The sequence below is a fragment of the Bifidobacterium sp. B4079 genome, from assembly GCF_026537385.1.
GTDB classification, from domain to species: Bacteria; Actinomycetota; Actinomycetes; order Actinomycetales; family Bifidobacteriaceae; genus Bombiscardovia; species Bombiscardovia asteroides_I.
The window spans coordinates 1-21,294 of sequence record NZ_JAFNMH010000001.1 but is presented as its reverse complement, the minus strand read 5'-3'; the positions used below and the strand labels follow the sequence as shown (position 1 = coordinate 21,294).

Here is a 21,294-nt window from a genome sequence, read left to right as displayed (position 1 = left end):
ATCGAAGGCCAAGGAGAAGCATGAGCACCGAGGATGAAGCACTGGCCCAGGCCATCGCTGGGCTGAACCTGCAGAAGCAGCAGCCCGCCGATGGCCGTTCCCGTTTCCTTGGAAAATCGTTGGACTTTCCCACGGGACGCCTCTATGGGGGCCAGCTGCTGGGTCAGGCCATCATGGCCGGCGGGCGGACCGCGCCCCAGGGCCGACTACCTCACTCGATGCACGCCTATTACCTGCGCACCGGACTCCTGAATCAGGACGTTCAGGCGGAAGTGGAGACCATCCGTGACGGCCGTTCCTTCTCCTCCCGACGAGTTGACCTGCACCAGGGGGAACGGACCCTCCTAAACGCCCTGCTCTCCTATCAGCAGGTCGGCCAGGAGGGCGTCCGCTATGACGACCCCATGCCGACGGGGCTGCCTGATCCGGAGGACCTGCCTGGTTCACGAGAGCTGATGGAACCCTATGCCGACAAGTCCCCCTTCGCGGACTACTACGCCCATCGGAGCCCCTTCGACATGCGTCATGTTGGCGGCACGGTCCTGTTGGATGATGCAGATGACGCAGTACCCGGGGATTCCAAGAACGACGACAGGGGTCGTCAGGCCGTTTGGAGCCGCACCCAGGGAAGAGCCGACTTGGACCCGCTGATGCGCCGAGCGCTGCTGGCCATGGAATGCGATCAGATCATGATGGAGCCTGCCCTGCGCCGTGCCGGGCTGAGCATGACTACCCCAGGGATTTCCTTCGCCTCCATCGACCATGCCATGTGGTGGTATCAGGACCTGAATCCCTGCGACTGGCACTGCTTTATTCAGGAGTCCCCAGTAGCCGACCACGGACGCAACCTATGCATGGCCAAGGTCTACAACCGCCAGGGTGACCTAGCTGCCTTCATGGTTCAGGAGGCCATGATCAGGGTGCCTAAAGACTGAACGGCCACCAGGTCATCGCGTATTTTTCAAAAAGCACAGGGTTAGCAGCATGGTCGGCAACGACCGACCGTCTTCAGGAATTTCTTGGCGACGGCCTTGGACGCTGATCATCATGATTCTCACTGGCATCGGCCTTTGTCTCCGCCCTGTCAACAGTATCGGCTGCATCGGCCATGGGTCTTTGTGAGGATTTTCGCGGGTCGGTATTCTCAGGTCCGTCATTCGGCGGCAGTTGACAGAGCCACTCCCCCACGGCCCCGGCTACCACATCGATAAGACAGACCAGGGATGCTACCAGGCACTCCTGCATGACCCGTGTGTAATAGGGCGCGCCTGCATGGCCCATGCTGATCAGAGCCTGACTGCCATACCAGCCCAACAGAGCAGCACAGGCAACGCCCAAGGCCTTGCTCATGATCAGCACATTGACCGCGAAACGCAAATCCATCTCCTTGCGGTCTCCCCTGGCGTAGCGATGCACCTGGAAGGCCATGATCAGGATGGCCACCCCAAGCAGGAAGAGCAATACGCTGACCAGCCAGGGAACCCCCATGAGGTCCGTCCTGGTGGACATGCCCAGTTCCGAGATGCCGGCACCTCCAATCAGCCCAAGGATCAGGGCGACCAGGTAGTGCACGAGCGGTGTGCGGCGGGCCCTCATGACAGACCGTCCAGAATCCAGTCCTCCGAGACCAGACTGATGCGATCACGGTCAGGAGCACGGTTGGCCAGGCTGGCCAGACAGGATCCGCCAGCACCAAGCAGGCAGTGTTCAGGCTCCAAATAGGCCCAGGGAATCAAAACGCGCGCTGGAGCATCAGCGGTCAGCAGAGGCGGACGGTCCTGGGAAGACAGAACAGAACCATCCAGAGTCTCCACCTCCACCACATCGGCATCCAAGCCGCCCATCTGCCTGATAGGAGCGGCCACCATGTCTAGAGCCGACTGCAGCTCCTCCAGATTCAGCGGCGTCTGCAGGATAACCACAGCCGACAGACGCTGATCCCCCTGATCATCCCGGTAGGCATATAGAGGCGAGATGCCGACCAACTGACTGCCGGGGATCCCGTCCAGAGCTGCAAGAGCACGAAGCATGGCCAACCGATCTGTTCCCGATGCTCCCTCCAGCGCAATTACATCACGCATCGGAAGGCCCTGCGGCTTGGCTCTTTCAACAGTCGGCCGGCTGAAAGCTTCGTTATCATTCTCCGGACCCGAGGACAGACTGTTCTCTGTAGAGGAGGTCAAGGGGTGACGCAGCCGGGCCTGCGCCGCATGGCCAGAATCGGCCTGACCAGACAGCAGGAATGAGGGATGCCCTAGAGCTGCATTCCCCCCGCCGCTAACTCGTCCAGATTCCATGCTGGCCGGGTTGCCTTCCACCTGATCGTCGGCCGCACGCTCCAAGGTGACGCCCACCTGAAAATCGACCCCTGTTCCCTGGTCGGCGCCCAGACGGGTGACCGTAACCCGGGTGCGGCGTATCTGGTGGGAGAGCAGGATGGCATCAGCCACCTTGGCAGTCAGGGATTCCAGAATCTCATCAGGCGACTCGTTTTGGATCAGGTTGACGATCCGGCGGACAATCTGCACATAGTCCACTGTTTGAGTGCCGTCGTTGAGCCTGCCTGCCTCACTCAAATCCAGGTAGAGGACGGCATCGACCTGGTAGCCGAACCCAGGCTTCTGCTGACCATGCAGGGGTGCGACCTTGATGGAGCTCAAACGGATGGAATCCATGATGTATGCTCCTCCCTTGCCTTAGAACATTTACTGCCGCACACCCTCGGGACCATATGCAGGACACCGAGCCGATCCAGAATTCAGTGCTGGTCCGTTGCGGACGAACCATTCACGCTGCGCCTGAGCTCCTCAGGAATCTCCACGGGTGGCTGCTCAGAGTCCGGCCGATCCGGCGCAGACAGCCAGAGCTGACGCTCCGGAGCCTTGCGCAAGCCAGCGAAGACCGCAGCCAATTCGTCCTTGTTCAGAGTCTCTTTGACCAGCAGCTGTCGAACGAGCTCGTCCAGCACGTCACGGTTCTCGGTGATGATCTGCCAGGCCTCTTGGTGGGCCGTCTCGATAAGATTGTGAACTTCCTGATCGATGGCCTCTGCGGTTTTCTCCGAATAGTTGTGGGGCTTCAGGGCATCAAGCCCGGAATCCTGGTCATTCTCGTCAGCCCACTTGATGGCTCCCAACTTGGATGAGAACCCATACTGCAGGACCATCTGCCGGGCGATGCTGGTGGCCTTTTCGATGTCGTTGGAAGCGCCTGTGGTCGGGTCGTGGAAGACCACCTCCTCTGCCACGCGACCGCCCATAGCGTAGGCCATCTGGTCCAGCAGTTCGTTGCGGGACTGCGAGTAGCGGTCTGTGGTAGGCATGACCGCAGTGTAGCCCAAGGCCCGTCCACGCGGCAGAATAGTCACCTTGGTGACCGGATCGGTGTGGTGCAGGGCCGCAGCAACCATAGCGTGGCCGCCCTCGTGATAGGCGGTGTTGCGCATTTCGGCCAGGGCCATGCCCTTGGTCCGCCGCCGAGGTCCGCTCAGCACACGGTCAATGGCCTCGTCGATGGCCCGGTTGTCAATCAGCTGGGCGTTGGAACGCGCAGTCAGCAGAGCCGCCTCATTGAGCACGTTGGCCAGGTCGGCGCCGGTGAAGCCGGGCGTGCGCACGGCCACAGTGTGCAGGTCCACATCCGGCACAAAGGGCTTGCCCTTGGCGTGGACCTTGAGGATGGCCTCGCGGCCTTCCAGGTCTGGGGCCTCCACGGCCACCTGACGATCGAACCGGCCGGGCCTGAGCAAGGCCGGATCCAGGATGTCTGGACGGTTGGTGGCTGCAATGATGATCAGGTTCGTATCGTTGTCGAAGCCGTCCATCTCGACCAGCAGCTGATTCAGAGTCTGCTCACGCTCATCGTGACCGCCGCTCATTCCGGAGCCGCGCTTGCCGCCCACTGCATCGATCTCATCGATGAAGATGATGGCCGGCGCATTCTTCTTGGCCTCGTCGAACAGGTCACGCACTCGGGAGGCGCCCAGACCGACGAACATCTCGACGAAGTCGGAGCCTGCCATGGAGTAGAAGGGTACGCTGGCCTCGCCGGCGATGGCCCTGGCCAGCAGGGTCTTGCCGGTTCCAGGGGGACCATAGAGCAGGACGCCACGGGGTATGCGGGCACCCAAGGCCTTGTACTTGGAGGGATCCTTGAGGAACTCCTTGATCTCCTCGACCTCCTGGACAGCGGCCTCCTCGCCGGCCACATCCGAGAACTTGGTCTTAGGGGTCTGCCCGTCGTTGAGCCGGGCGGAGTTCTTCTTGCCGCCCATGCCGAACATGCCGCCGCCTGCCGCCGAGGACATGCGTGAGAGCAAGAACCAGAAGACCCCCAGAATGATCAGCATGGGCAGGATGGAAGAGATCAGGTAGCTCATCATGCTGGTCTGCGGCACCACTGAGTTGTACCCCTCGGCGGGCTTGGCCTTCTCGACGGCTTTGACCACCTGCTCCCCCTGGGCCTCCACATAGTAGAACTGCACGTCCTTGCCGAAGTTCTTGGAGCTGCGGTTGCCGCGGAAGCCGGGTACATCCTTGACGAAGTCGCTGTTGAGCTTGAGCTCGACGACCTGCATCTTCTCGGTGATCTCGGCCTTCTTGACCATGCTGCTGCGGTCGTTCAGCAGCTCTAGGCCATCCTGGGTGTCGATGGTCTGGGCGCCGTTCTGGCTGCTGAAGAAGCCGAAGATGGCCAGGATGATGACCACGGCCAGAATCCCCCAGAGCCAGGGGGAACGCCAGAAGGAACGGTTGCCCCCGTTGGGGCCGGATCCGTTGTTGCCCAAGTTGAAGTTGAAGGGGTTGTTGCCCTTGTCCCCGTTATCCCTGCCTCTATTGGGCGGACCCTGCTGCGGTCCCTGCGAGTAGCTCATGACTGCTCCCCCTGATCCTGATGATCCTGTTCCTGGGTCGGGTCCATGTATTCCTCGGACCTGAGTACGGCTATCGAGTCAAGATTACGGTACTGCTCGTCGTAATCCAGTCCGAAGCCCACAACGAATTCGTCGGGTATGGCGAATCCTGGATACTTGACATCCACCTCGACCTCGTGCCGCGAGGTCTTGTCCAGCAGGGTGAAGATCTCCACCGATGCAGCTCCTCGCTCCTTGAGATGCTCAACCAGCCAGTGCAAGGTGTAGCCGGAATCGATAATATCCTCAACGATCAGAATATGCCGTCCGCGCACATCGCAATCCAGATCCATCCTGATGTCCAGGTCCCCCTTGGAAACGCTGGTCTTGCCGGCCGGATAGCTGGAAATGCTCATGAACTCGATCTGCACCGGTATGGTGACGGCCTGCGAGAGGGCGGCAAGCGTATTGAAAGCCCCCTTGAGCACGGCCAGCATGATCGGGTTCTTACCCTGGTAATCCCGGCTGATCTGCTCGGCCGTCCGGTTGATCAGCTCCTCTATCCGTTCCTTGGACACCAGTTCATGGTCGATATGGGATTGAATATCAGCGATGCGCATGGTCTCCATCATTGCATATGAGAATGACTTGACCCTTACGGATTGCTGTATGGGAGCTGGGAAAGCGAGGGCCCTGCTGGCCGTGCCATCGGCAGACCAGATCATCCAGGGCCCGGACCTGCACGGCCGTGAACCGTATGCGCAGCTTGGTCAGCACCTGGGCCAGCAGGCGGGTGCGCAGAGCCGGGTGACAGTCGGCCAATCCGTGGGCATCCAAGCAGGCCAGCACCCCCTTGGCTCTCTGGTCCAAGTCAGGGCGGGCGACTAGCCGCTGGCACAGCCCATCCACCTGGGTGTCCAGGTAATCCTGATCAAGACGGGCCATATCCGCGCCCAGTGCCAGACGGCGAACCATGTCCCGGCCAGCGAAGCGATTCAAGGCTGGCAGCAGGTCATGGCGGATCCGCGAGCGCAGCGGCAGCGTCTCGGGAAGCGTGGAGCCGTCCGGCTGATCATCACCGTTGGTGGGGTCGTCCCACCAGTGAATCCCTTTCTGGCGGCAAATGGCCGTAGTGTCCTTTCGATCCAGGTCCAAGAATGGGCGCAGGTAGCGCATTCCTCCACGCTCTACACGCCGGGCCATGCCGGTGATGGCCTCCAACCCCTGGGAGCGAATCAGGCCAATCAGCACCGTTTCGGCCTGATCGTCACGGGTGTGCGCCAGAAGGACGGCCCTGGCGCCAAACTTGAGGGCCTGCCCAGAGAGGGCCCGGTAGCGGGCTGCACGGGCGTCAGCCTCAAGACCAGCCGTAGTAACAGGCACATCCACTCTGGTGACGCGGACCGGATCCAATCCCAGCTCCCGGCAGGTTCCAGCCGCGCGTTCGGCGATCCGATCCGAATCAGGCACCAGACCATGATCGATCAGCAGGGCGCCGCACCGCAACCCGGTCATATCAGCCACCAGGTGGGCCACATAGGCCAGGGCCAAGGAATCCCGGCCTCCCGAGCAGGCCACCAGAATCAGTGGGGCATCCGGATCGGGCCTGTGCACCCCGTGATGGGCGAACCGCCTATCCTGCAGGCCCAGGCCCTCCCGGTCCAGGGTTGAACGCAGGAGCCCCACCGCTTTTTTCATCTCTGCCGAATAGACCATGGTCCTGGCTGCTTCCCGCTCAGAGCCGATCCAGGGATCCGACCAGGGTGTCCACAGCATGCCGGGCAGCAGCCACATCCTCGGGATCGTTGACGACCACGGCAAAGACCAAAACACCGCCTGAGCGTCGAATCACATTGCCCGCCAATGAAGTCACATGGTCCAGGGTGCCGGTCTTGACCCGGATCAGCCCGTCAGCCTGATTGTCTATTTTGCGCCTGGCTGCCGTGCCGGTCAGCCCCACCACTGACAGACCCTTGACCAGAGGGGTCAGCCCCTTCTCGGACAGGGCCAGCTGCTGAACGTCCGCCAAGGTACCCACCTTTAGACTGGAGCCAGGGGTCAGCCCCGAGCAGTCGGCCATGTTGAGGCCTGCGGTATCTACGCCCAGCTTGTTCAGCGTGCTGGTCACGGCTTTCACAGCTCCGGCCGGGCTGTTGGGCATGTCCAGGGACAAGGCGGTCAGACGGCCGAAAAGCTCGGCCAAACTGTTGTCGGAGTTGCGCAGCATCAGCGACATGATTTCGCTGAGCCGTGCCGAGCGGATACTGGCCAGAACCTTGCCTTGGGCATGGTCGGTCCGATATGGCCCCTGAGCATTGTCCACCTGGATCCCGGACTCCATCAGGCGACTGGCAAAAACTGCTGCGGCAGCACCCGCCGGGTTTTGGACTCTGGGCAGATAGACCCCGCCCGCGTCCGGATGGGAGACAGGCTCGGTCCGTCCCTGCCTGGCCTCATCCACGGCCATAGCGACGGGCTCCTGGAAGTAGATTCCATCAGCATTGTTCGCTTCGATCCCCTTCGGCACCCGATCGTCGCCGAAGAGCGTGTCCTGGTAGGCCAGGGTCACCCGGCCAATCCCCTGCTGGTGCAGAGCCTGAGCCGTCTTCTCGGCCAGGGTCCCCAGGCCGGCTCGGCCATTGACGTGCAGGGGATCGTCCTTGCCGATCCCCAGAAGCATATCGCCGTGACCGCGCAGGGTCAGCGTCGCCTGCGAAGAGGCAGAGGGATTCAGAACCGCCTCAGTGTCCAGTTGGGAGGACATATCCAGAACGGAGGCGGCTGCAGCTGCAGTCAAGGTCTTCATGGTGGAGGCCGGCTGACGCGCCTGATCGGCGTTCTTCTGGGCAAGCACCCGTCCATCAGCCTGTCGCACGACCAACGAGTATGCAGTGCCCAGACCCGGTGTGCCGGCGAAAGTGTTGACTAATTGCTGGACCTGGCCGGCATCCACTGCGGACCCAGGCTTGTCTGCGACCAGGGGCGGTTCGCCCATCATGACCGCAGGAGAAACCGAAGAATGACTGGTCTTGGCCAAGGTCAGCGGTCCGGGTACCAGGTCGGCCAAGTCCATGGATGCATAGCCGACGACGAGCACGACAGCCACAAGCATGGCCAGGACCACCCGCCAACGTCGCTTGATCCGACGACGGCGTGTTATGCGCAGCTGATGTCTGTCACCCAATTGCTCACTCCCGGACTTGTGTTCGCCAACCGAGTTCGGCTCGGTCGGCATCATCCAACTAGCCTAGTACTGGTCCTGTCGCTGTCTCAGGACTGCAGAGCGGCATATCGATCCAGAGTCAGCAGAATGGCCGACTGTCGGCGATCGAAGATCCGGGACCCTAAAGCGACCCCTATGGCAAGCACAATCAGACCGTTCGCCAGTGCGACCGGCACGGGCAGCCAGAGCGGAAGAATCCCGCCCCTGGTCATAACCGGCAATGCCACCAAGAAGGTGGGCAGCATGATCACCAGGCTAGCCAGCAACTGCAGCATCGGCAGGAAGCCTTGGGCGACAGCACGTCCTTGCGGTGAGGTAAAGGGCCGGTCCATAGCGGGTACCGGATAAATCAGCAGGGCCGAGAAGACCTGGGCAACTCCCAGCCCTGACAGGAGCAATCCTAAGGTCGCAACAAACAGATCCAGGGAGATGATCAGATCTCGGCCGCCCTTCATCGCCCCGGACAATACCAAAGTCACCAGCCCAAGCAGGAGCATGCAGGGCATAGCCACGCTCAAATGGCTGCGGACACGGGACAACCGGTCCTCGCGACCCTTCACTCCCGCCGCTATCTCCATGTGCAGGGCGAGCCCATCGTAGGCCAAGGCGTTGCCCTCGGGAATCTCCAGCACCAGGGCGCCCAAAGCCGGTCCCAACCATAGCATCATGGGCATCTGGCGGAAGATCACCGCGTACAGAATCACCACAACCAGCAGAATCGGATAGCTAATAAGCTTGCGGGGGTCCTGACGAAGATAGATCAGCAATCGCGCGGCCATGGCATCCACAACGTCCCGGGACCGGCCCAGCATCCCCAGCCCCCTGGGGGCAGCTGACCGTTCGGCACTCGCCCCAGCATGCAAACGGTCATGACGCAGGCACAGCATGCCGATCATGAAGCAGAGAGCCAGGGTGGCCAGCTCCATGCACAGACGTCCGACCAGAGCCCACCATGATCCCGAGAGGAAATCCTCCGGCAGGCGGACAGCGGCGCCTAGTGGCGTCCAAGCCAGTATGTCGGCCACGGACTTCAGGGAATCAAAGTCGACTGCCGTGCCATCCATAATCCCGCTGCCCAGCAGAGAGGGCAGCGTGCACAAAAGCATGCTTACCATGGTGACCAGCAGATAGAGCCCGGATCGGGTGCGCCGGGAGGCCATCAGGGTACCGACCAGGTCCAAAACGGCCCGGGCCAAGGCCAGCATCACCATGACAGCCAGCAGGGCTGCGATCAAAGCCACGATCGCGGCTCCGACACCCATGCGGACATAGATGGCCGTCAGAGCCAGGAAGCAGATAATACCAGTCAATCCCGCAGGCCCGGCCAGCCCGGCCAGGTAGAGCCCCACCTGCAGCTGGACGTCAGGAATCCCGTAAAGGACGAATCGCGAAGGGCTCAAGATCGACCCCTGGCCCAGAAAAGCCAGTTGAATCAGGATTACACCCAGAGTCAGCCCGACCAGGAACAGGACCAATACGGTTCCCATACGCCGCTGATCGTCCAGACCGGCACTGAGCATCCAGCCTCCCAACGACAGCGCAGCCTGCCACGAGGCCAGGCAGATGCCTATGATCATGAGCAGGCTGATGATGGCGCCTACCATCTGCCAGGAGGAGTGCTTGATGGTTCCCCAGGTAATGGACCAGCGCATGGCGATGATGGTGAATGCCGCGTTCATTCCGTCTCCTGGCCCTCCTCGGACCCGGAGCCGTTCAGCCAGGCGATTCTTTTAGCCTGGTGACGGCCGCCGACAAGCTCCAGGAAGCGATCCTCCAGATCCTCGCCGGCAGCGACCTGGGCCACCGTGCCGTCTGCCCGAACCAGACCATGGTTGATGATGGCCACATGGGTGCACATCCGCTCCACCAGGGCCATGACATGCGAGGAAATGACCACTGTTCCTCCGGTATCGACATACTCGGCAAGGATGTCTTTGAGATTGGCGCTAGAGACCGGGTCAACTGATTCGAAGGGCTCATCCAGCACCAGAAGCCTAGGGGAATGAATCATGGCTGTTGCCAGGCAGATCTTCTTGAGCATGCCCGACGAATAATCACAGACCCGCTTGCCGCCAGCATCAGTCAGATCGAAGGCGTCAAGCAGGTCCCTGGACCGGCCCAGCGCCTCACCGCGCGGCATCCGTCGAAGCATGCCCGAGTAAACCAGCAGTTGTAGACCCGTCAGCCTGTCGAAGATCTGATCGCTCTGGGGCATGACGCCGATGATGCGCTTGGCCGTGTCCACGTCCGACCATACGTCCCTGCCCAGGAGCATCACATTGCCGGAGTCGGGCACCAGAAGTCCGGTCATCATGTTCAGCGTAGTGGTCTTCCCTGCACCATTGGGGCCGACTATCCCGTAAAAGGACCCCTTGGGAATGTCCAGAGAGAGGGCGTTGACAGCAGGCCGACCCTGATAGCATTTGACCAAGGCGCGGATAGAAACCGCTGCCTGCGGATCTGGCGGAGGGACCACTGCCGTCTGGGCGATCATGCTGGTTGCTTGCGCTTCGTCGGACATGGCCTTAAGTCTAGCCTATCCCCACTTCGCTGTCGATTGAGGGACTACTGTCCTTAATGCCCTGAATGCTCGATGGGCTTCCATCCCGGATTGGCAAAAATGGCCTGGAAGGAGATGGGCACGTAGCTGAGCATGAAGATGGGGAAGCTCAGGCAGTAAGCAAAAAGCTCCTTGTTGGATGCGCCGATCTTGCCCCGCTCGGCCAGCACGGTCAGGGCAGCCAGGCCCATCATGGCCAGGATGCCCAAAATCCCAGCCGCTATGCCATCGATCAGGCTGGTCACCTGACTGGTCCAGGTCACGAAGCCCAGAGCCGGGAAGAGCAGGCCGAAGAAGCATCGAACCAGGCCCAAGACCGTCAGGGGACAGATCAGGATGGTCAGATCCACGGCAGAGAAGTCGCGTTCACGAAAGGCCCGGGAGATCAAGGCAGGCCCGTAGTATCGGAAGACCTGAAGGAAGCCCTTGCTCCAGCGCAGCCGCTGCCGCCAGCTCTGCTTGAAGGTGACCGGCTGCTCGTCATAGAGGATAGCGGTCCCGCAATAGCCGATGCGCTCGCCATGCAGAACCGAATCCATGGTGAACTCCAGGTCCTCGGTCAGCAGGTGGAACTTCCAGCCGTTGTTGCGCTCCATGACCTCCCTGGAGAACATGAATCCGGTGCCGCCCACATGGCAGCTGGAGCCGATGACCATCCTTGAGGTGTTGAGGAACCGGGATTCGCGGATGAACCATAGGGCCGAGCCCGAAGAGACCCAGTTGTCCGAGAAGTTGACCGAGTTCCGGTAACTGGTCAGTATGCGGAAGCCGGACTGGAAGGCCTTGTTCATCTCTTCTATGTAATGACGGTCCAGGATGTTGTCCGCGTCGAAGACGAAGTAGGCGTCGTAGCGGGAGTCAAGACCCCGATCGAGTATCTGCTCCAGCAGGAAGGTCAGAGCGTAGCCCTTGCCCACCCGGTCCGGGTCCTGCCGCTCGACCACGTGGCAGCCCAGGGATCTGGCCAGCCCAGCGGTGTTGTCAGTGCAGTTGTCAGCCACCAGCCATATGTCGACCATGGAGAATGGATAGGTCTGCTCCTTGATGGAGTTGATCAGATGACCAACCACCTGCTCCTCGTTGCGAGCGGAAATAAGGACGGCGAACCGCTTGTCGAAGGGAGCATCGGGAAAGACCACCGGCTTGGAGACGAAGGAGATGACGATGCAGATGGCCTGGTAGACGATGCCCACCCCGCCCAGCAGCACCATCAGTACGTCCAATACTTTGAGCAGAGCCATCAGCGCCACTCCTTGCGGGGGTTGTCCTCCCCCTCGGGGGCATCGTCCCCGGTCTCGGTACCCCTGAGCGGCCTGTGCCTTACTGGGGCCGAGGCGGACTTGGGTATGGGCACCGTGGCTGACTCGTCCAGGTCCTTGGCCGTCGGTGAGGATGTCGGGTAGAGCTGGCTGGCAATGGTCATGACAGGGTCGTCCACTCGAACCCTGGCACTGGTCCCCTTGGCGGACCGGCTGCCCACGTGGCTGGCCACCGGCTGGACCACGTGCTCGTTGAAGGCCTCGACGCCCTCAACCACCTTGGACTTGCCGACAGGCTTGGGATCCTGCATGAGCGGGGAGTCAATCAGCTCGTAATGCTTGACCGAAGCCGAGAAGATGGCCTGGAAGCTGGCCGCCAGAGGCAGAGCCAGGAAAGCGCCAAGGGCGCCGAAGACCGCGCCCAGCGCCAGTACGGACAGGAAGGCGATGGCCGGGTTGAGGTCCATGGTCCGCTGGGAGATCTTTGGGGCCAGGATCATGTTTTCGATCTGCTGGTAGATGATGATGTAGACCAGCACAATAACAGCCACCAGCAGTCCGCGGCTCCCCCAGGCCACCACAATGGGAACGGCCCCGCCTATGTAGGTGCCGATAGTAGGCACGAACTGGGACACCAGCCCGCAGAAGAGGGCCAACGGCAGCCAATAGGGCACTTTGAGGATGACCAGGAAGACCGACATGCAGGCTGCAGAGATAAGCGCCAGGATGGTCCTGCTGAACAGGAAGCTGGAGATTTGGTCCTGGGCGATAGTCCAGACGAAGAGGAAGCGGCGCTGGCTCCTGGGGGCCAGCCACTGGCAGAGGCTGCGGCGCAGCTTGGGGCCTGCAGCGGAGATGTAGTAGATGACCAGCAGAACGGTCATGATATTGATGAAGGACCCCGCCAGCCCCACGGTGGTGGTCAAGGCCTGCCCAGCGAAGTCGGTCACCCAGGATGTCTGAATGTTCTTGACGATCTCCCCGCCCAGATCCTGCATGGCCGGCAGGTGCCAGGGGGTGCGGCTGGCGATGAATTCCGCCACCTGCTCATAGAGGGCCGGCAAGCCGTTGGCCATGCCGATGACCTGCTGGACCAGCAGATTGCCGAACATGCCCAGGAGGACGATCACAATAATGATCAGGCCTATCAGGGTGACCGCCGAGGCCGCTCCCCGCCGCCAGCCATGCCTGACCAGCCTGAGCACCAGGGGCTCCATGGCCAGGGAAACGAAGATGGCGATCACCACATCCAGCACCAGGAATTCGATCTTCCACCAGGAGGAGTAGGCGAACCAGGCCAGGAAGACGGCTATGACCACGTAGAGAAGGGCGCGGCCGAACCATTCCGGAGGTCGGCGCGGATCCCCCTTGGGCGGGAAGACCGTCGCGAAATCGAAGCGCTGCTTTTGCTCGTTGGCCATATGTTCCATTATCCCAAGATGGCTGACATGGCAGGCAATGGGACGCAGGTTGAGCCGACGGTGTATCCGGGCACACGTATCCTGAGAGGTATGTTGACCGTTTCCATAGTCATACCCGCCTGGAATGAGGAAGAACGCATTGAAGACTGCCTCCTGAACGCCACCAGGCAGAGCCAGGCACCCAAGGAGGTGCTGGTAGTCGACAACCGCTCCACGGACGCAACGGCCTCCATCGTCGAAAAATTCATCGATCAGCACCCTGACCAGCATGTCAAGCTCCTCCGCCAGGACAGCGAGCAGGGGTTGATCCCCACCCGCAATTACGGACTTGACCGGGCCACCGGCGACGTGTTGGGCCGGATCGATGCCGACTGCATGCTTCGTCCCAACTGGGTCGAAGTGGTCTCCGGCATCTTCACCCGGGACCCCAAGGCCATGGGCGCCACCGGGCCAGTGGCTTATTACGACATGCCGGGCAAGCGGATCGGGCTCAAGGGCGACAACACCATTCGCCGGGCCATCTACCGGGCGGACGACGGGCAATACCTGCTATACGGTTCCAATATGGCCCTGCGCGCCACGGCCTGGCGGGCCATACGCAACCAGGTCTGCAGGGACAAGGAGGACATCATGCACGAAGATGTCGATATCTCTTTGCATTTGATCGACCAGGGGTTCAAGACGGTCTATTGCAAGGACATGAATGTGGGCATCAGCGCCCGCCGGATGGACACCTCTTTCACATCCTTCCGCCACTACATGCAGCGCTTCAAAAACACCTTCGACGCCCACCCTCAGCACACCCGGGAGCAGAAGCCCGAGCACACCCTCTACGCCATCTACCCGATCCTGCGAGCCTTCTACCCCGTCTACCAGAAGTACTTGGAATCCGCCGACATCAACCCTGCGGAACGTGTCTGGATCCGCGAACAGATGGAGCTCTTCCACCGGCGCGACCAGGAGCTGGACCAGGAGGACCACTGACCACCGGACGGCACACCAGGCTTGCCTGGTCCATAGGGTGCGGGTATCATGGGCACGTTCGCCCCCGTCGTCTAACGGTTAGGACACCAGACTTTCAATCTGACAGCGAGAGTTCGACTCTCTCCGGGGGTACAAGTCACAGGGTTGAAAAATGCCGGATACCGCCGCTCAGCAGATTCGGACAAGATTCAGCGCAAAAACAGAATCGGGCTGTTTCTGGTCATATCAGGCTAAGATAGCGCGTACTCATAGTACACGCTTATAAATAATCGGCTCCGACAGAAATTCCCTATCAAAACGACGACTTGCTTGTTTGAATTTCTGCAGCTTTGCGTGGTGCAGTCTACGAGCATGCATAAGCAACCAAACCTGTTGCCATCATTAGGCCAGCCCGAATCGTCCTGGCCAGCCATGAGCGATGACTGCAACTGATGGGCGCTTACCGGAGGGAATCCAAAACCGGATATAACCGTCGGAACCGGTTGTAACCGTCATCATACACTTGGCGGTTTGCGTCATCGGGTGCATAGACCCGTCCAACAAGGTTCGCTTCCACCATCTTTTCCAAGGCCTGCAGATCGGGCCGGGAAGACGAGCCTGTCTGTTTGCCGACAGAGACCAGCTCAGCCAAGGCCGCTGCTGGCATGAGGTGGGCATTATCAAGCACCCGAATGGGCGCGTCAAGGATATCCGCCAGCATCCGGCACCACAGGGGCTCATGGGTGCCGCCACCAATCAGGGTGACACGTTCGATAGGCGTGCCCAGCAGGTCAAGCCCCTGGCGAATCGAATAGGACACGCCCTCCAGCGCCGCTCGGGCAAGGTCGCTTGCCGCAGTCTCGGAAGAAATGCCGACATACGCTCCACGAATCGAAGGATTCATCATCGGGAAGCGCTCCCCCACCAGATAGGGCAGGCAAATCACACCGCGCGCTCCTGCTGGACTGGATTCCAGCAAGTGCCCCATGCGCCGATAGTGGTCGTCGTCGGCCTCGGTCGGGCTGCCCCCTGCAAAGACCCCGGCAGCCCAAGCATGCACATTGCCGGCATTGAGGAAAGGCACCGTATTGATGATGCTGTCAGTGTTCAGATAGGCCAGATTGACCATTCCAGGGCGGTCAGCTACAGCCCGGTCTGTCACTGTGGCGATCCACCCGGACGTGCCCAGGTTGATATTGAACTGACCAGGATGGAATACCCCGCCGGCCAAGGTGGATGCCCCAGCATCCCCCATTCCCGCATAGACTGTGGTTCCCGGAGCAAACCCCGCGGCAGCGGATGCGCCCGGCCTACTGGCGCCAACGCTCTCCCATGGCCAATAGAGCTCCGGGAAGATTGCGGCATCCACGCCCGATGCATCCAGGATGTCCCTTCTCCACGTCCGCGAGCGCAGATCCATGGCACCTGCCGTCGAACAGGCCGTCACATCGCCGCAGTAGACACCGGTCAACCACCAAATCAGATAATCCTTGGCATCGATGAGCACATGGCGGACCTGCGTATACCGGTCTGGCTGATGTCTGGACATCCATATCAGCTTGGCTACAGGCAGGGACCCATCGCACGGGTTCCCCACTCGAGCGCGGAAGGACTCAGCCCCGTAAGCTTCAGCCAGCTCGGCAGACTCTTCCTCGGCTCTGCCGTCCGCGTATAGGATTGCTGGCCCGACGGGTTGTCCCTGCGCATCCAGAGCAATCAGGTCCTGCATCTGCCCGCTCATGATGATACCGGTTATCTGGTCGCTCTTGAAGTGCTCGATGCTCCGACCGGCTCTGGCCAAAAGGTCACGTGACACCTCGATAAAGACCTGCAGCCAATCCTCAGGATTCTGTTCGAGACGCCCGTCACCCGCGTCAATCGGCAGAAGGCCGCTGGACGCGCACACCCTGGCGGAACCCTGGTCATCCACAAGAACGGCCTTGACCTGCGTGGTCCCCACGTCAAATGCGGCTGTATAGGTCATACCGGTCATCCTAGGCTTTCCCAGCCGCCCAGATGCCGACATGATCTCGTATGTGGACTGACGCAGTCACCCCTGGACCCCTGACCAGTCCACCACTGCTTCGACATTGTTCCCGTCCGGATCCAAGACGAAGGCCGAATAGTACCTGGCATGATAATCCCGCAGCCCTGGAGCACCATTGTCGCGGCCACCGGCAGCGAGCGCCTCCCGGTAGAAGGCATCCACAGTTGCAGCATCAGCGGCCCTGAAGGCTATGTGGGTCACCGGCGAGCCAGTCTTGTCCCCGCGCGGCGTCAGATAAAAGTCCGAGTGGGCCCCATCATCCTCTGCACCGAATCCAATGGTGGGCTCATGGTGGGCCTTGGCCACGTACCCCAACGGAGCCAGGGCTTTGCTATAGAAATCGATGGAGGCCTGGATGTCCCGAACCTTCAGCGTCAGATGATCAATCATGTCCGTAATTCTATGTGGATCATCAACCAACAATGGCAGATCGCCCAGAATGATCTTTCCCCTACCGCTCGATGCCGGGGATGGTCAAGCGCAAATCTCAAAGCTGTGTTTCAGCTGTACTGGCCGCCGGGCAAATGCATGAAGTCCTCCACCTTGTTCCATTTGACCGGGTATCCTGCTCCGTGGGCGCAGAAGACCGAATCAGCGGTGTTCTCCAGGTCGGACTCGGGATCGTACCCGATGGAATCCACAACGGCATCCTGGTCCCGGCAGGTACGATACCCGTTGAAGAAACAGGCCAAATGTCCACGTCCATGAGTGTAGGTGCTGACTTCGATGGCATAATCACGCATCTGTGATACCGGAGCATCCCCCTCCAGTTCGACACTATCCCCGTCTGTCTGCGGACCCGAGAAGCTGCCCCTCATCCGGTAGATGTCCGACATGGCCCTGCCCAGATTCTCCTGTGGAAGGGCGAGCCTGAAATGGTACCAGGGCTCCAGCAGGATATTGCTGGCTTTCATCAGCCCCTGTCGGACGGCCCGGTAGGTGGCCTGGCGGAAGTCCCCGCCTTCGGTGTGCTTGATATGCCCGCGGCCGTCCAGCAGGGTGATGCGCATATCAGTGATGGGCGATCCCGTCAGAACCCCCAGATGCTCCTTCTCGGCCAGATGGGTCATGATGAGCCGCTGCCAGTTCCCGTCGAGGCGGTCCAGGCTGCAGGTCGACGCAAAACTGAGACCGCTGCCCGGCTCCGTGGGCTCCATGAGCAGGTGCACTTCGGCATAATGTCGGAGGGGCTCAAAATGCCCAACCCCTTCAATTGGTGCCGCGATGGTCTCCCTGTATAAGATCCCGCCCTGGCTGAAGGAGACCTGCATGCCGAACCGTCGATCCAGCTCCCCCTGAATCACCTCCAACTGAACCTGGCCCATGATACGCAGGTGGATCTCCTGGAGCCGTTCCTGCCAAGCCACATGCAGGAGGGGATCTTCATCCTCCAGAATGCGCAAGGCGCTCAGCAAGTGGTGCGGGTCCGCCCCCTCAGCCTCCACTGCATAGGACAGCACCGGCTCCAGCACAGGAGTCAGGTCCTTCTGCTCGAACCCAAGCCCCTGACCCGGACGTGTCAGGTCAAGACCTGTCGCCGCCACTATCCTTCCGGCCTGGGCGCAGTCCGTCAACGTATAGGAAGCTCCCGAATAGACACGAAGCTGATCAACCGTCTCCAGGGTCTCAACGTGCCCGTTCTTCCTCAGGTCGGCGGCTGCCCCATACGTCTCCTCAATAGGACCCGATTGTTTGCAGCCTTCATCTCCATGGCTGAGTTCGGTGGCCAAAGAAGATTTGACCGGCAGATCGCCACCAGTCACCTTCAGCCAGGTCAACCTGGCACCCTTGTCATCATGCGATACCTTAAACACTCTTGCGCCGAACTTTTTGCCGTACACAGGGGAAAGGGTGTACCGTTCCAGCCCCTCCAGGAGGGCGTCGACCCCGTCCAGGCGCAGGGCAGACCCTAGGAAACAGGGGAAGAGACGGCGGTCGGCGACCAGCCGTGCCAGGCTCTCATCCGATATGCCCTCGGTCTTGAGGTACTCATCCATAACATCCTCGTCGAGCAGGGCCACATCCTCCATATCGCCATGCTCGAGTCCACTGCTCAAATCGAAGCAGCCCGGGGACCAGCGCTGCTTGCAGCTTTCAAGGATGCGTGTGGCATCAGATCCAGGGGCATCCAACTTGTTGACGAAAATGAAGGTGGGTACCCCATAGCGTGCCAGAAGCCGCCAGAGCGTATCGACATACCCTTCCAACCCAGCAGTTGCATCGACGACCAGAAGGGCATAATCCAAGACTGACAGGACCCGCTCCATCTCGGCTGAGAAATCCACATGGCCGGGTGTATCGATGAGGGTCAGATCAACATCGCGATAGGCCAGCCGGGCTGGTTTGGAGAAGATGGTGATGCCCCGCTGCCGCTCCAATTCGTAGGTGTCCAGATAGGCATCGCCATGGTCCACCCTGCCCAGACGGCGAATTCCCCCTCCCCGATAGAGCATGGCCTCCGAGAGCGTGGTCTTGCCGGCATCGACATGTGCCAGCATTCCCGCCACTATCCTCTTGACCATCGGGGCCTCCCTCGCTTCATACCTCCAAGGACCAGACACATATCCTATTTGTGCGCGACTCTATAGTCAGCCTGCCGAAACCTGATAAGTCATGTCGTGAATGACCCGGCCGGCCTGGATCCCCTTGCGCTCGAAGTTGGTTATGATTCTGCCGTCGAACCGCCCCGACTCCATGAACATGGCATGAGGCAGGGATTCGGCCTGATCAGCCGTCCCCTTGCCGACATGCTGGGTGGGCAGACTGACTCGCAGAGTGCCCAGGTTTCTGAATTTTGGATTGCCATCCATCACCTCATGCACGTGCAGGGCGTAATCCTCGATGTCGGTTGCGATTCGCCAGATGCCGCCTGGCACCAAGCACTTCGCCAGATCGCCAGCCAGAGCCGGCTGGACCAGACGACGCTTGTGGTGCTTCATTTTGGGCCAGGGGTCGGGAAAGAAGGTCCAGACTTCCTTGATCAGCCCAGGATCCATCCGGGCCAGAAGGTCCGGTGCGTTGACCTGGGCAAGACGCAGATTATCCAGGTCGGATTTACCAGCCATCAGCATGGTATGGGCCAACCCCGGCTGATAGACCTCCAGGGCCAGGTAATTCCGATCGGGGTGCTCCCGGGCGCTGGCCACGACGTTCTCCCCCTGGCCCGATCCGATCTCGACGATCAGCGGCGCATCCCGTCCCCAGACCGACCTGATCATTGCTGCATCACAACGCAGATTCTCCGCAACCGTCAACGAACCCTCAGCCTGGCCCAAATCGAGCAGGTATTTGGAAGAATACCGAGCCCAAGCCCTCGCCAGCCGGTCGTTCAGCTTCTCGGACCGCCTCACATAGGAGACGATGGACCTCATGGGGGCCTTGCTCTGTCTTTCTGCACTCATCACAGCTCATATATATCCTAGAAAGCGGATACAAGCGGGCACAGGAGTCACATGTGCCCGTGATATACTCAATCTAGAACAAAAAACAACAAAAGATTGCAAAACCGAACAAGCCCTTTCGTCCGGTTTTCGACAGGAAAGGCATACAGATGTCAGTTTTGGTTACAGGCGGCTGCGGATACATCGGCGCCCATGTGGTCCACGCCCTGCAGGAGGCCGGCAAGGAGGTCGTCGTGGTCGATGACCTGAGTTATGGCAAGCCCAGCCGGATCGGCGATGCCCGTCTCTACGGCGCCGACGTGGCCGCACCGGGGGCCGACCAGCGTCTGGCTGAGATCATCAAGGAGAACAGGGTCGACTCGGTCATCCACTTCGCAGCCCGCAAGCAGGTGGGCGAGTCGGTGGAGAAGCCCATCTGGTACTACCGGCAGAACCTGAACGGTATGATCAACGTCCTGTCGGCCATGGCAAAGACCGATGCCAAGAAGCTGGTCTTCTCCAGCTCGGCAGCAACCTACGGCGAGCCTCCGGTCGACGTGGTCCCCGAGGATGTGCAGCCCATGGTCCCCATCAACCCCTACGGCCAGACCAAGCTGGTCGGCGAGTGGATGGCCCGGGCCTGCGAGCAGCCTTACGGCATCCGCTTCTGCGCCCTGCGCTACTTCAACGTGGCCGGCTGCGGACCGGTCAGTCTGGAGGACCCGGCTGTCCTCAACCTGATTCCCATGCTCTTCGACAGGCTGCGGCAGGGCAAGGCACCCGCCATCTTCGGCGACGACTACCCCACCCCCGACGGCACCTGCGTGCGCGACTACATCCACGTCTCCGACCTGGCCGACGCCCACATCGCCGCCCTGGACTACCTGGACCGCGACCAGCGCCGCTATGACGCCTTCAACGTGGGCACCGGCCAGGGCACATCCGTTCGCCAAATCGTGGAAGAAGTCAAGAAAGTGACAGGTCTGCCCTTCACCGAGGCCATCAAGCCCCGCCGTGCCGGCGACCCGCCGCACCTGATCGGCGACCCCACCCGGATCAACACCGAGATGGGCTGGCATGCCAAGTACGGCGTCGAAGAGATTGTCGAATCGGCCTGGAAGGCCTGGCAGGCCAACCCTGCCCACCACATCGACACCGATGGCTGGCAGCAGCAGGACTAGGCAGCGACGCGCCGGGGCTTGCATTCCCCCGGCGCTCATGTAAACTTTCCTCTTGGCTGTTCAAGCAGCCTCGGCTCCGTAGCTCAGTTGGTTAGAGCGCCGCCCTGTCACGGCGGAGGTCACCGGTTCAAGTCCGGCCGGAGTCGCTGGGAACGGTCTGACCCGGTTTTTCCGGGTCTTTTCGACTGTTCATGGCTCTGTAGCTCAGTTGGTAGAGCGAGCGACTGAAAATCGCTAGGTCAACGGTTCGATCCCGCTCGGAGCCACCAGCCATTAAGCCCCTGAGATTCTTAAGGAATCTAGGGGCTTAATTGATATTTCATGGGCTATAGGAACTAAACGCGTTGTTTATGTTGGGGGTTTGGCCTTGTGGCTGTAAGCGTGTTGGGTGGTTGTTAATAGGTCGGG

17 protein-coding genes and 3 tRNA genes are annotated in these 21,294 nt (G+C 60.7%); 6 read left to right on the top strand and 14 right to left on the bottom strand.

Annotation, left to right across the window (positions count from 1 at the left end; genetic code table 11):
* The first annotated feature begins 20 nt into the window (after positions 1-20).
* Positions 21-935, top strand: coding sequence for an acyl-CoA thioesterase (locus tag J3T95_RS00100; protein ID WP_267449982.1), 915 nt, complete (start codon positions 21-23; stop codon positions 933-935).
* A gap of 73 nt (positions 936-1,008) precedes the next feature.
* Here J3T95_RS00100 and J3T95_RS00095 read toward each other — a convergent pair whose 3' ends face one another.
* From J3T95_RS00095 to J3T95_RS00050, 10 genes are all read right to left on the bottom strand, one after another.
* Positions 1,009-1,596 (bottom strand): DUF3180 domain-containing protein, encoded by a 588-nt coding sequence (locus tag J3T95_RS00095; RefSeq protein WP_267449981.1) that lies wholly within the window; start codon positions 1,594-1,596, stop codon positions 1,009-1,011.
* Positions 1,593-2,675, bottom strand: coding sequence for a dihydroneopterin aldolase (locus tag J3T95_RS00090; RefSeq protein WP_267399532.1), 1,083 nt, complete (start codon positions 2,673-2,675; stop codon positions 1,593-1,595). The genes J3T95_RS00095 and J3T95_RS00090 overlap by 4 nt, the downstream gene beginning before the upstream one ends.
* An 83-nt stretch (positions 2,676-2,758) precedes the next feature.
* The gene (ftsH, locus tag J3T95_RS00085) at positions 2,759-4,873 is read right to left on the bottom strand and encodes an ATP-dependent zinc metalloprotease FtsH (RefSeq protein ID WP_267430205.1); all 2,115 of its coding nucleotides are present in this window, start codon (positions 4,871-4,873) and stop codon (positions 2,759-2,761) included.
* A complete protein-coding gene (hpt, locus tag J3T95_RS00080) occupies positions 4,870-5,472 on the bottom strand; it encodes a hypoxanthine phosphoribosyltransferase (protein ID WP_110425672.1) in 603 nt (200 codons plus the stop codon). Before hpt ends, ftsH begins: the two co-directional genes overlap by 4 nt.
* On the bottom strand, positions 5,459-6,568 hold the full coding sequence (tilS, locus tag J3T95_RS00075) for a tRNA lysidine(34) synthetase TilS (protein ID WP_220236190.1): 1,110 nt from the start codon (positions 6,566-6,568) through the stop codon (positions 5,459-5,461). Before tilS ends, hpt begins: the two co-directional genes overlap by 14 nt.
* Before the next feature lie 19 nt (positions 6,569-6,587).
* Positions 6,588-8,036, bottom strand: coding sequence for a D-alanyl-D-alanine carboxypeptidase/D-alanyl-D-alanine endopeptidase (gene dacB, locus J3T95_RS00070; RefSeq protein ID WP_267449980.1), 1,449 nt, complete (start codon positions 8,034-8,036; stop codon positions 6,588-6,590).
* Between the two features lie 86 nt (positions 8,037-8,122).
* The gene (locus J3T95_RS00065; RefSeq protein WP_267449979.1) at positions 8,123-9,754 is read right to left on the bottom strand and encodes a hypothetical protein; all 1,632 of its coding nucleotides are present in this window, start codon (positions 9,752-9,754) and stop codon (positions 8,123-8,125) included.
* Entirely contained in the window at positions 9,751-10,596 is an 846-nt protein-coding gene (locus J3T95_RS00060; RefSeq protein WP_267449978.1) for an ABC transporter ATP-binding protein, read from the bottom strand. Before J3T95_RS00060 ends, J3T95_RS00065 begins: the two co-directional genes overlap by 4 nt.
* A 53-nt stretch (positions 10,597-10,649) precedes the next feature.
* A complete protein-coding gene (locus J3T95_RS00055) occupies positions 10,650-11,876 on the bottom strand; it encodes a glycosyltransferase family 2 protein (RefSeq protein ID WP_267449977.1) in 1,227 nt (408 codons plus the stop codon).
* Positions 11,876-13,315, bottom strand: a complete 1,440-nt coding sequence (locus J3T95_RS00050; protein ID WP_267444135.1) for an AI-2E family transporter — start codon at positions 13,313-13,315, stop codon at positions 11,876-11,878. The genes J3T95_RS00055 and J3T95_RS00050 overlap by 1 nt, the downstream gene beginning before the upstream one ends.
* 90 nt (positions 13,316-13,405) lie before the next feature.
* On the opposite strand from J3T95_RS00050, the gene J3T95_RS00045 reads away from it, so the two are divergent.
* Both J3T95_RS00045 and J3T95_RS00040 read left to right on the top strand, forming a co-directional pair.
* Positions 13,406-14,299, top strand: coding sequence for a glycosyltransferase (locus tag J3T95_RS00045; protein WP_220236196.1), 894 nt, complete (start codon positions 13,406-13,408; stop codon positions 14,297-14,299).
* Between the two features lie 60 nt (positions 14,300-14,359).
* Positions 14,360-14,431, top strand: a tRNA-Glu gene (locus J3T95_RS00040).
* 307 nt (positions 14,432-14,738) lie between these two features.
* Here J3T95_RS00040 and J3T95_RS00035 read toward each other — a convergent pair.
* From J3T95_RS00035 to trmB, 4 genes are all read right to left on the bottom strand, one after another.
* Positions 14,739-16,262: a xylulokinase gene (locus tag J3T95_RS00035; protein WP_442863935.1), complete on the bottom strand. Its 1,524-nt coding sequence runs from the start codon at positions 16,260-16,262 to the stop codon at positions 14,739-14,741.
* Positions 16,263-16,328: 66 nt separating this feature from the next.
* Positions 16,329-16,715 (bottom strand): VOC family protein, encoded by a 387-nt coding sequence (locus J3T95_RS00030; protein WP_267449975.1) that lies wholly within the window; start codon positions 16,713-16,715, stop codon positions 16,329-16,331.
* A gap of 110 nt (positions 16,716-16,825) precedes the next feature.
* Complete coding sequence (locus J3T95_RS00025) at positions 16,826-18,847, bottom strand: elongation factor G (protein ID WP_267449974.1); 2,022 nt, start codon at positions 18,845-18,847, stop codon at positions 16,826-16,828.
* A 66-nt stretch (positions 18,848-18,913) separates the two neighbouring features.
* Positions 18,914-19,726 carry a tRNA (guanosine(46)-N7)-methyltransferase TrmB gene (gene trmB, locus J3T95_RS00020; protein ID WP_267449973.1) on the bottom strand — a complete coding sequence of 271 codons (813 nt, stop codon included), beginning with the start codon at positions 19,724-19,726 and terminating at the stop codon, positions 18,914-18,916.
* A 149-nt stretch (positions 19,727-19,875) separates the two neighbouring features.
* On the opposite strand from trmB, the gene galE reads away from it, so the two are divergent.
* The 3 genes from galE (at position 19,876) to J3T95_RS00005 (ending at position 21,155) form a co-directional block, all read left to right on the top strand.
* Entirely contained in the window at positions 19,876-20,886 is a 1,011-nt protein-coding gene (gene galE / locus J3T95_RS00015) for a UDP-glucose 4-epimerase GalE (RefSeq protein WP_267430192.1), read from the top strand.
* A 72-nt stretch (positions 20,887-20,958) separates the two neighbouring features.
* A tRNA-Asp gene (locus J3T95_RS00010) sits at positions 20,959-21,032 on the top strand.
* Positions 21,033-21,079: 47 nt separating this feature from the next.
* A tRNA-Phe gene (locus J3T95_RS00005) sits at positions 21,080-21,155 on the top strand.
* Positions 21,156-21,294: the final 139 nt, after the last annotated feature.

Coding starts and splice junctions, on each gene's coding strand:
- J3T95_RS00030 (WP_267449975.1), bottom strand. CDS start 16,715: ATGATTGATCATCTGACGCTGAAGGTTCGGGACATCCAGGCCTCCATC.
- J3T95_RS00090 (WP_267399532.1), bottom strand. CDS start 2,675: ATGGATTCCATCCGTTTGAGCTCCATCAAGGTCGCACCCCTGCATGGT.
- ftsH (WP_267430205.1), bottom strand. CDS start 4,873: ATGAGCTACTCGCAGGGACCGCAGCAGGGTCCGCCCAATAGAGGCAGG.
- J3T95_RS00055 (WP_267449977.1), bottom strand. CDS start 11,876: ATGGCTCTGCTCAAAGTATTGGACGTACTGATGGTGCTGCTGGGCGGG.
- J3T95_RS00050 (WP_267444135.1), bottom strand. CDS start 13,315: ATGGCCAACGAGCAAAAGCAGCGCTTCGATTTCGCGACGGTCTTCCCG.
- trmB (WP_267449973.1), bottom strand. CDS start 19,726: ATGAGTGCAGAAAGACAGAGCAAGGCCCCCATGAGGTCCATCGTCTCC.
- J3T95_RS00065 (WP_267449979.1), bottom strand. CDS start 9,754: ATGAACGCGGCATTCACCATCATCGCCATGCGCTGGTCCATTACCTGG.
- hpt (WP_110425672.1), bottom strand. CDS start 5,472: ATGCGCATCGCTGATATTCAATCCCATATCGACCATGAACTGGTGTCC.
- J3T95_RS00045 (WP_220236196.1), top strand. CDS start 13,406: ATGTTGACCGTTTCCATAGTCATACCCGCCTGGAATGAGGAAGAACGC.
- J3T95_RS00035 (WP_442863935.1), bottom strand. CDS start 16,262: ATGACCTATACAGCCGCATTTGACGTGGGGACCACGCAGGTCAAGGCC.
- J3T95_RS00060 (WP_267449978.1), bottom strand. CDS start 10,596: ATGTCCGACGAAGCGCAAGCAACCAGCATGATCGCCCAGACGGCAGTG.
- J3T95_RS00100 (WP_267449982.1), top strand. CDS start 21: ATGAGCACCGAGGATGAAGCACTGGCCCAGGCCATCGCTGGGCTGAAC.
- J3T95_RS00025 (WP_267449974.1), bottom strand. CDS start 18,847: ATGGTCAAGAGGATAGTGGCGGGAATGCTGGCACATGTCGATGCCGGC.
- galE (WP_267430192.1), top strand. CDS start 19,876: ATGTCAGTTTTGGTTACAGGCGGCTGCGGATACATCGGCGCCCATGTG.
- tilS (WP_220236190.1), bottom strand. CDS start 6,568: ATGGTCTATTCGGCAGAGATGAAAAAAGCGGTGGGGCTCCTGCGTTCA.
- J3T95_RS00095 (WP_267449981.1), bottom strand. CDS start 1,596: ATGAGGGCCCGCCGCACACCGCTCGTGCACTACCTGGTCGCCCTGATC.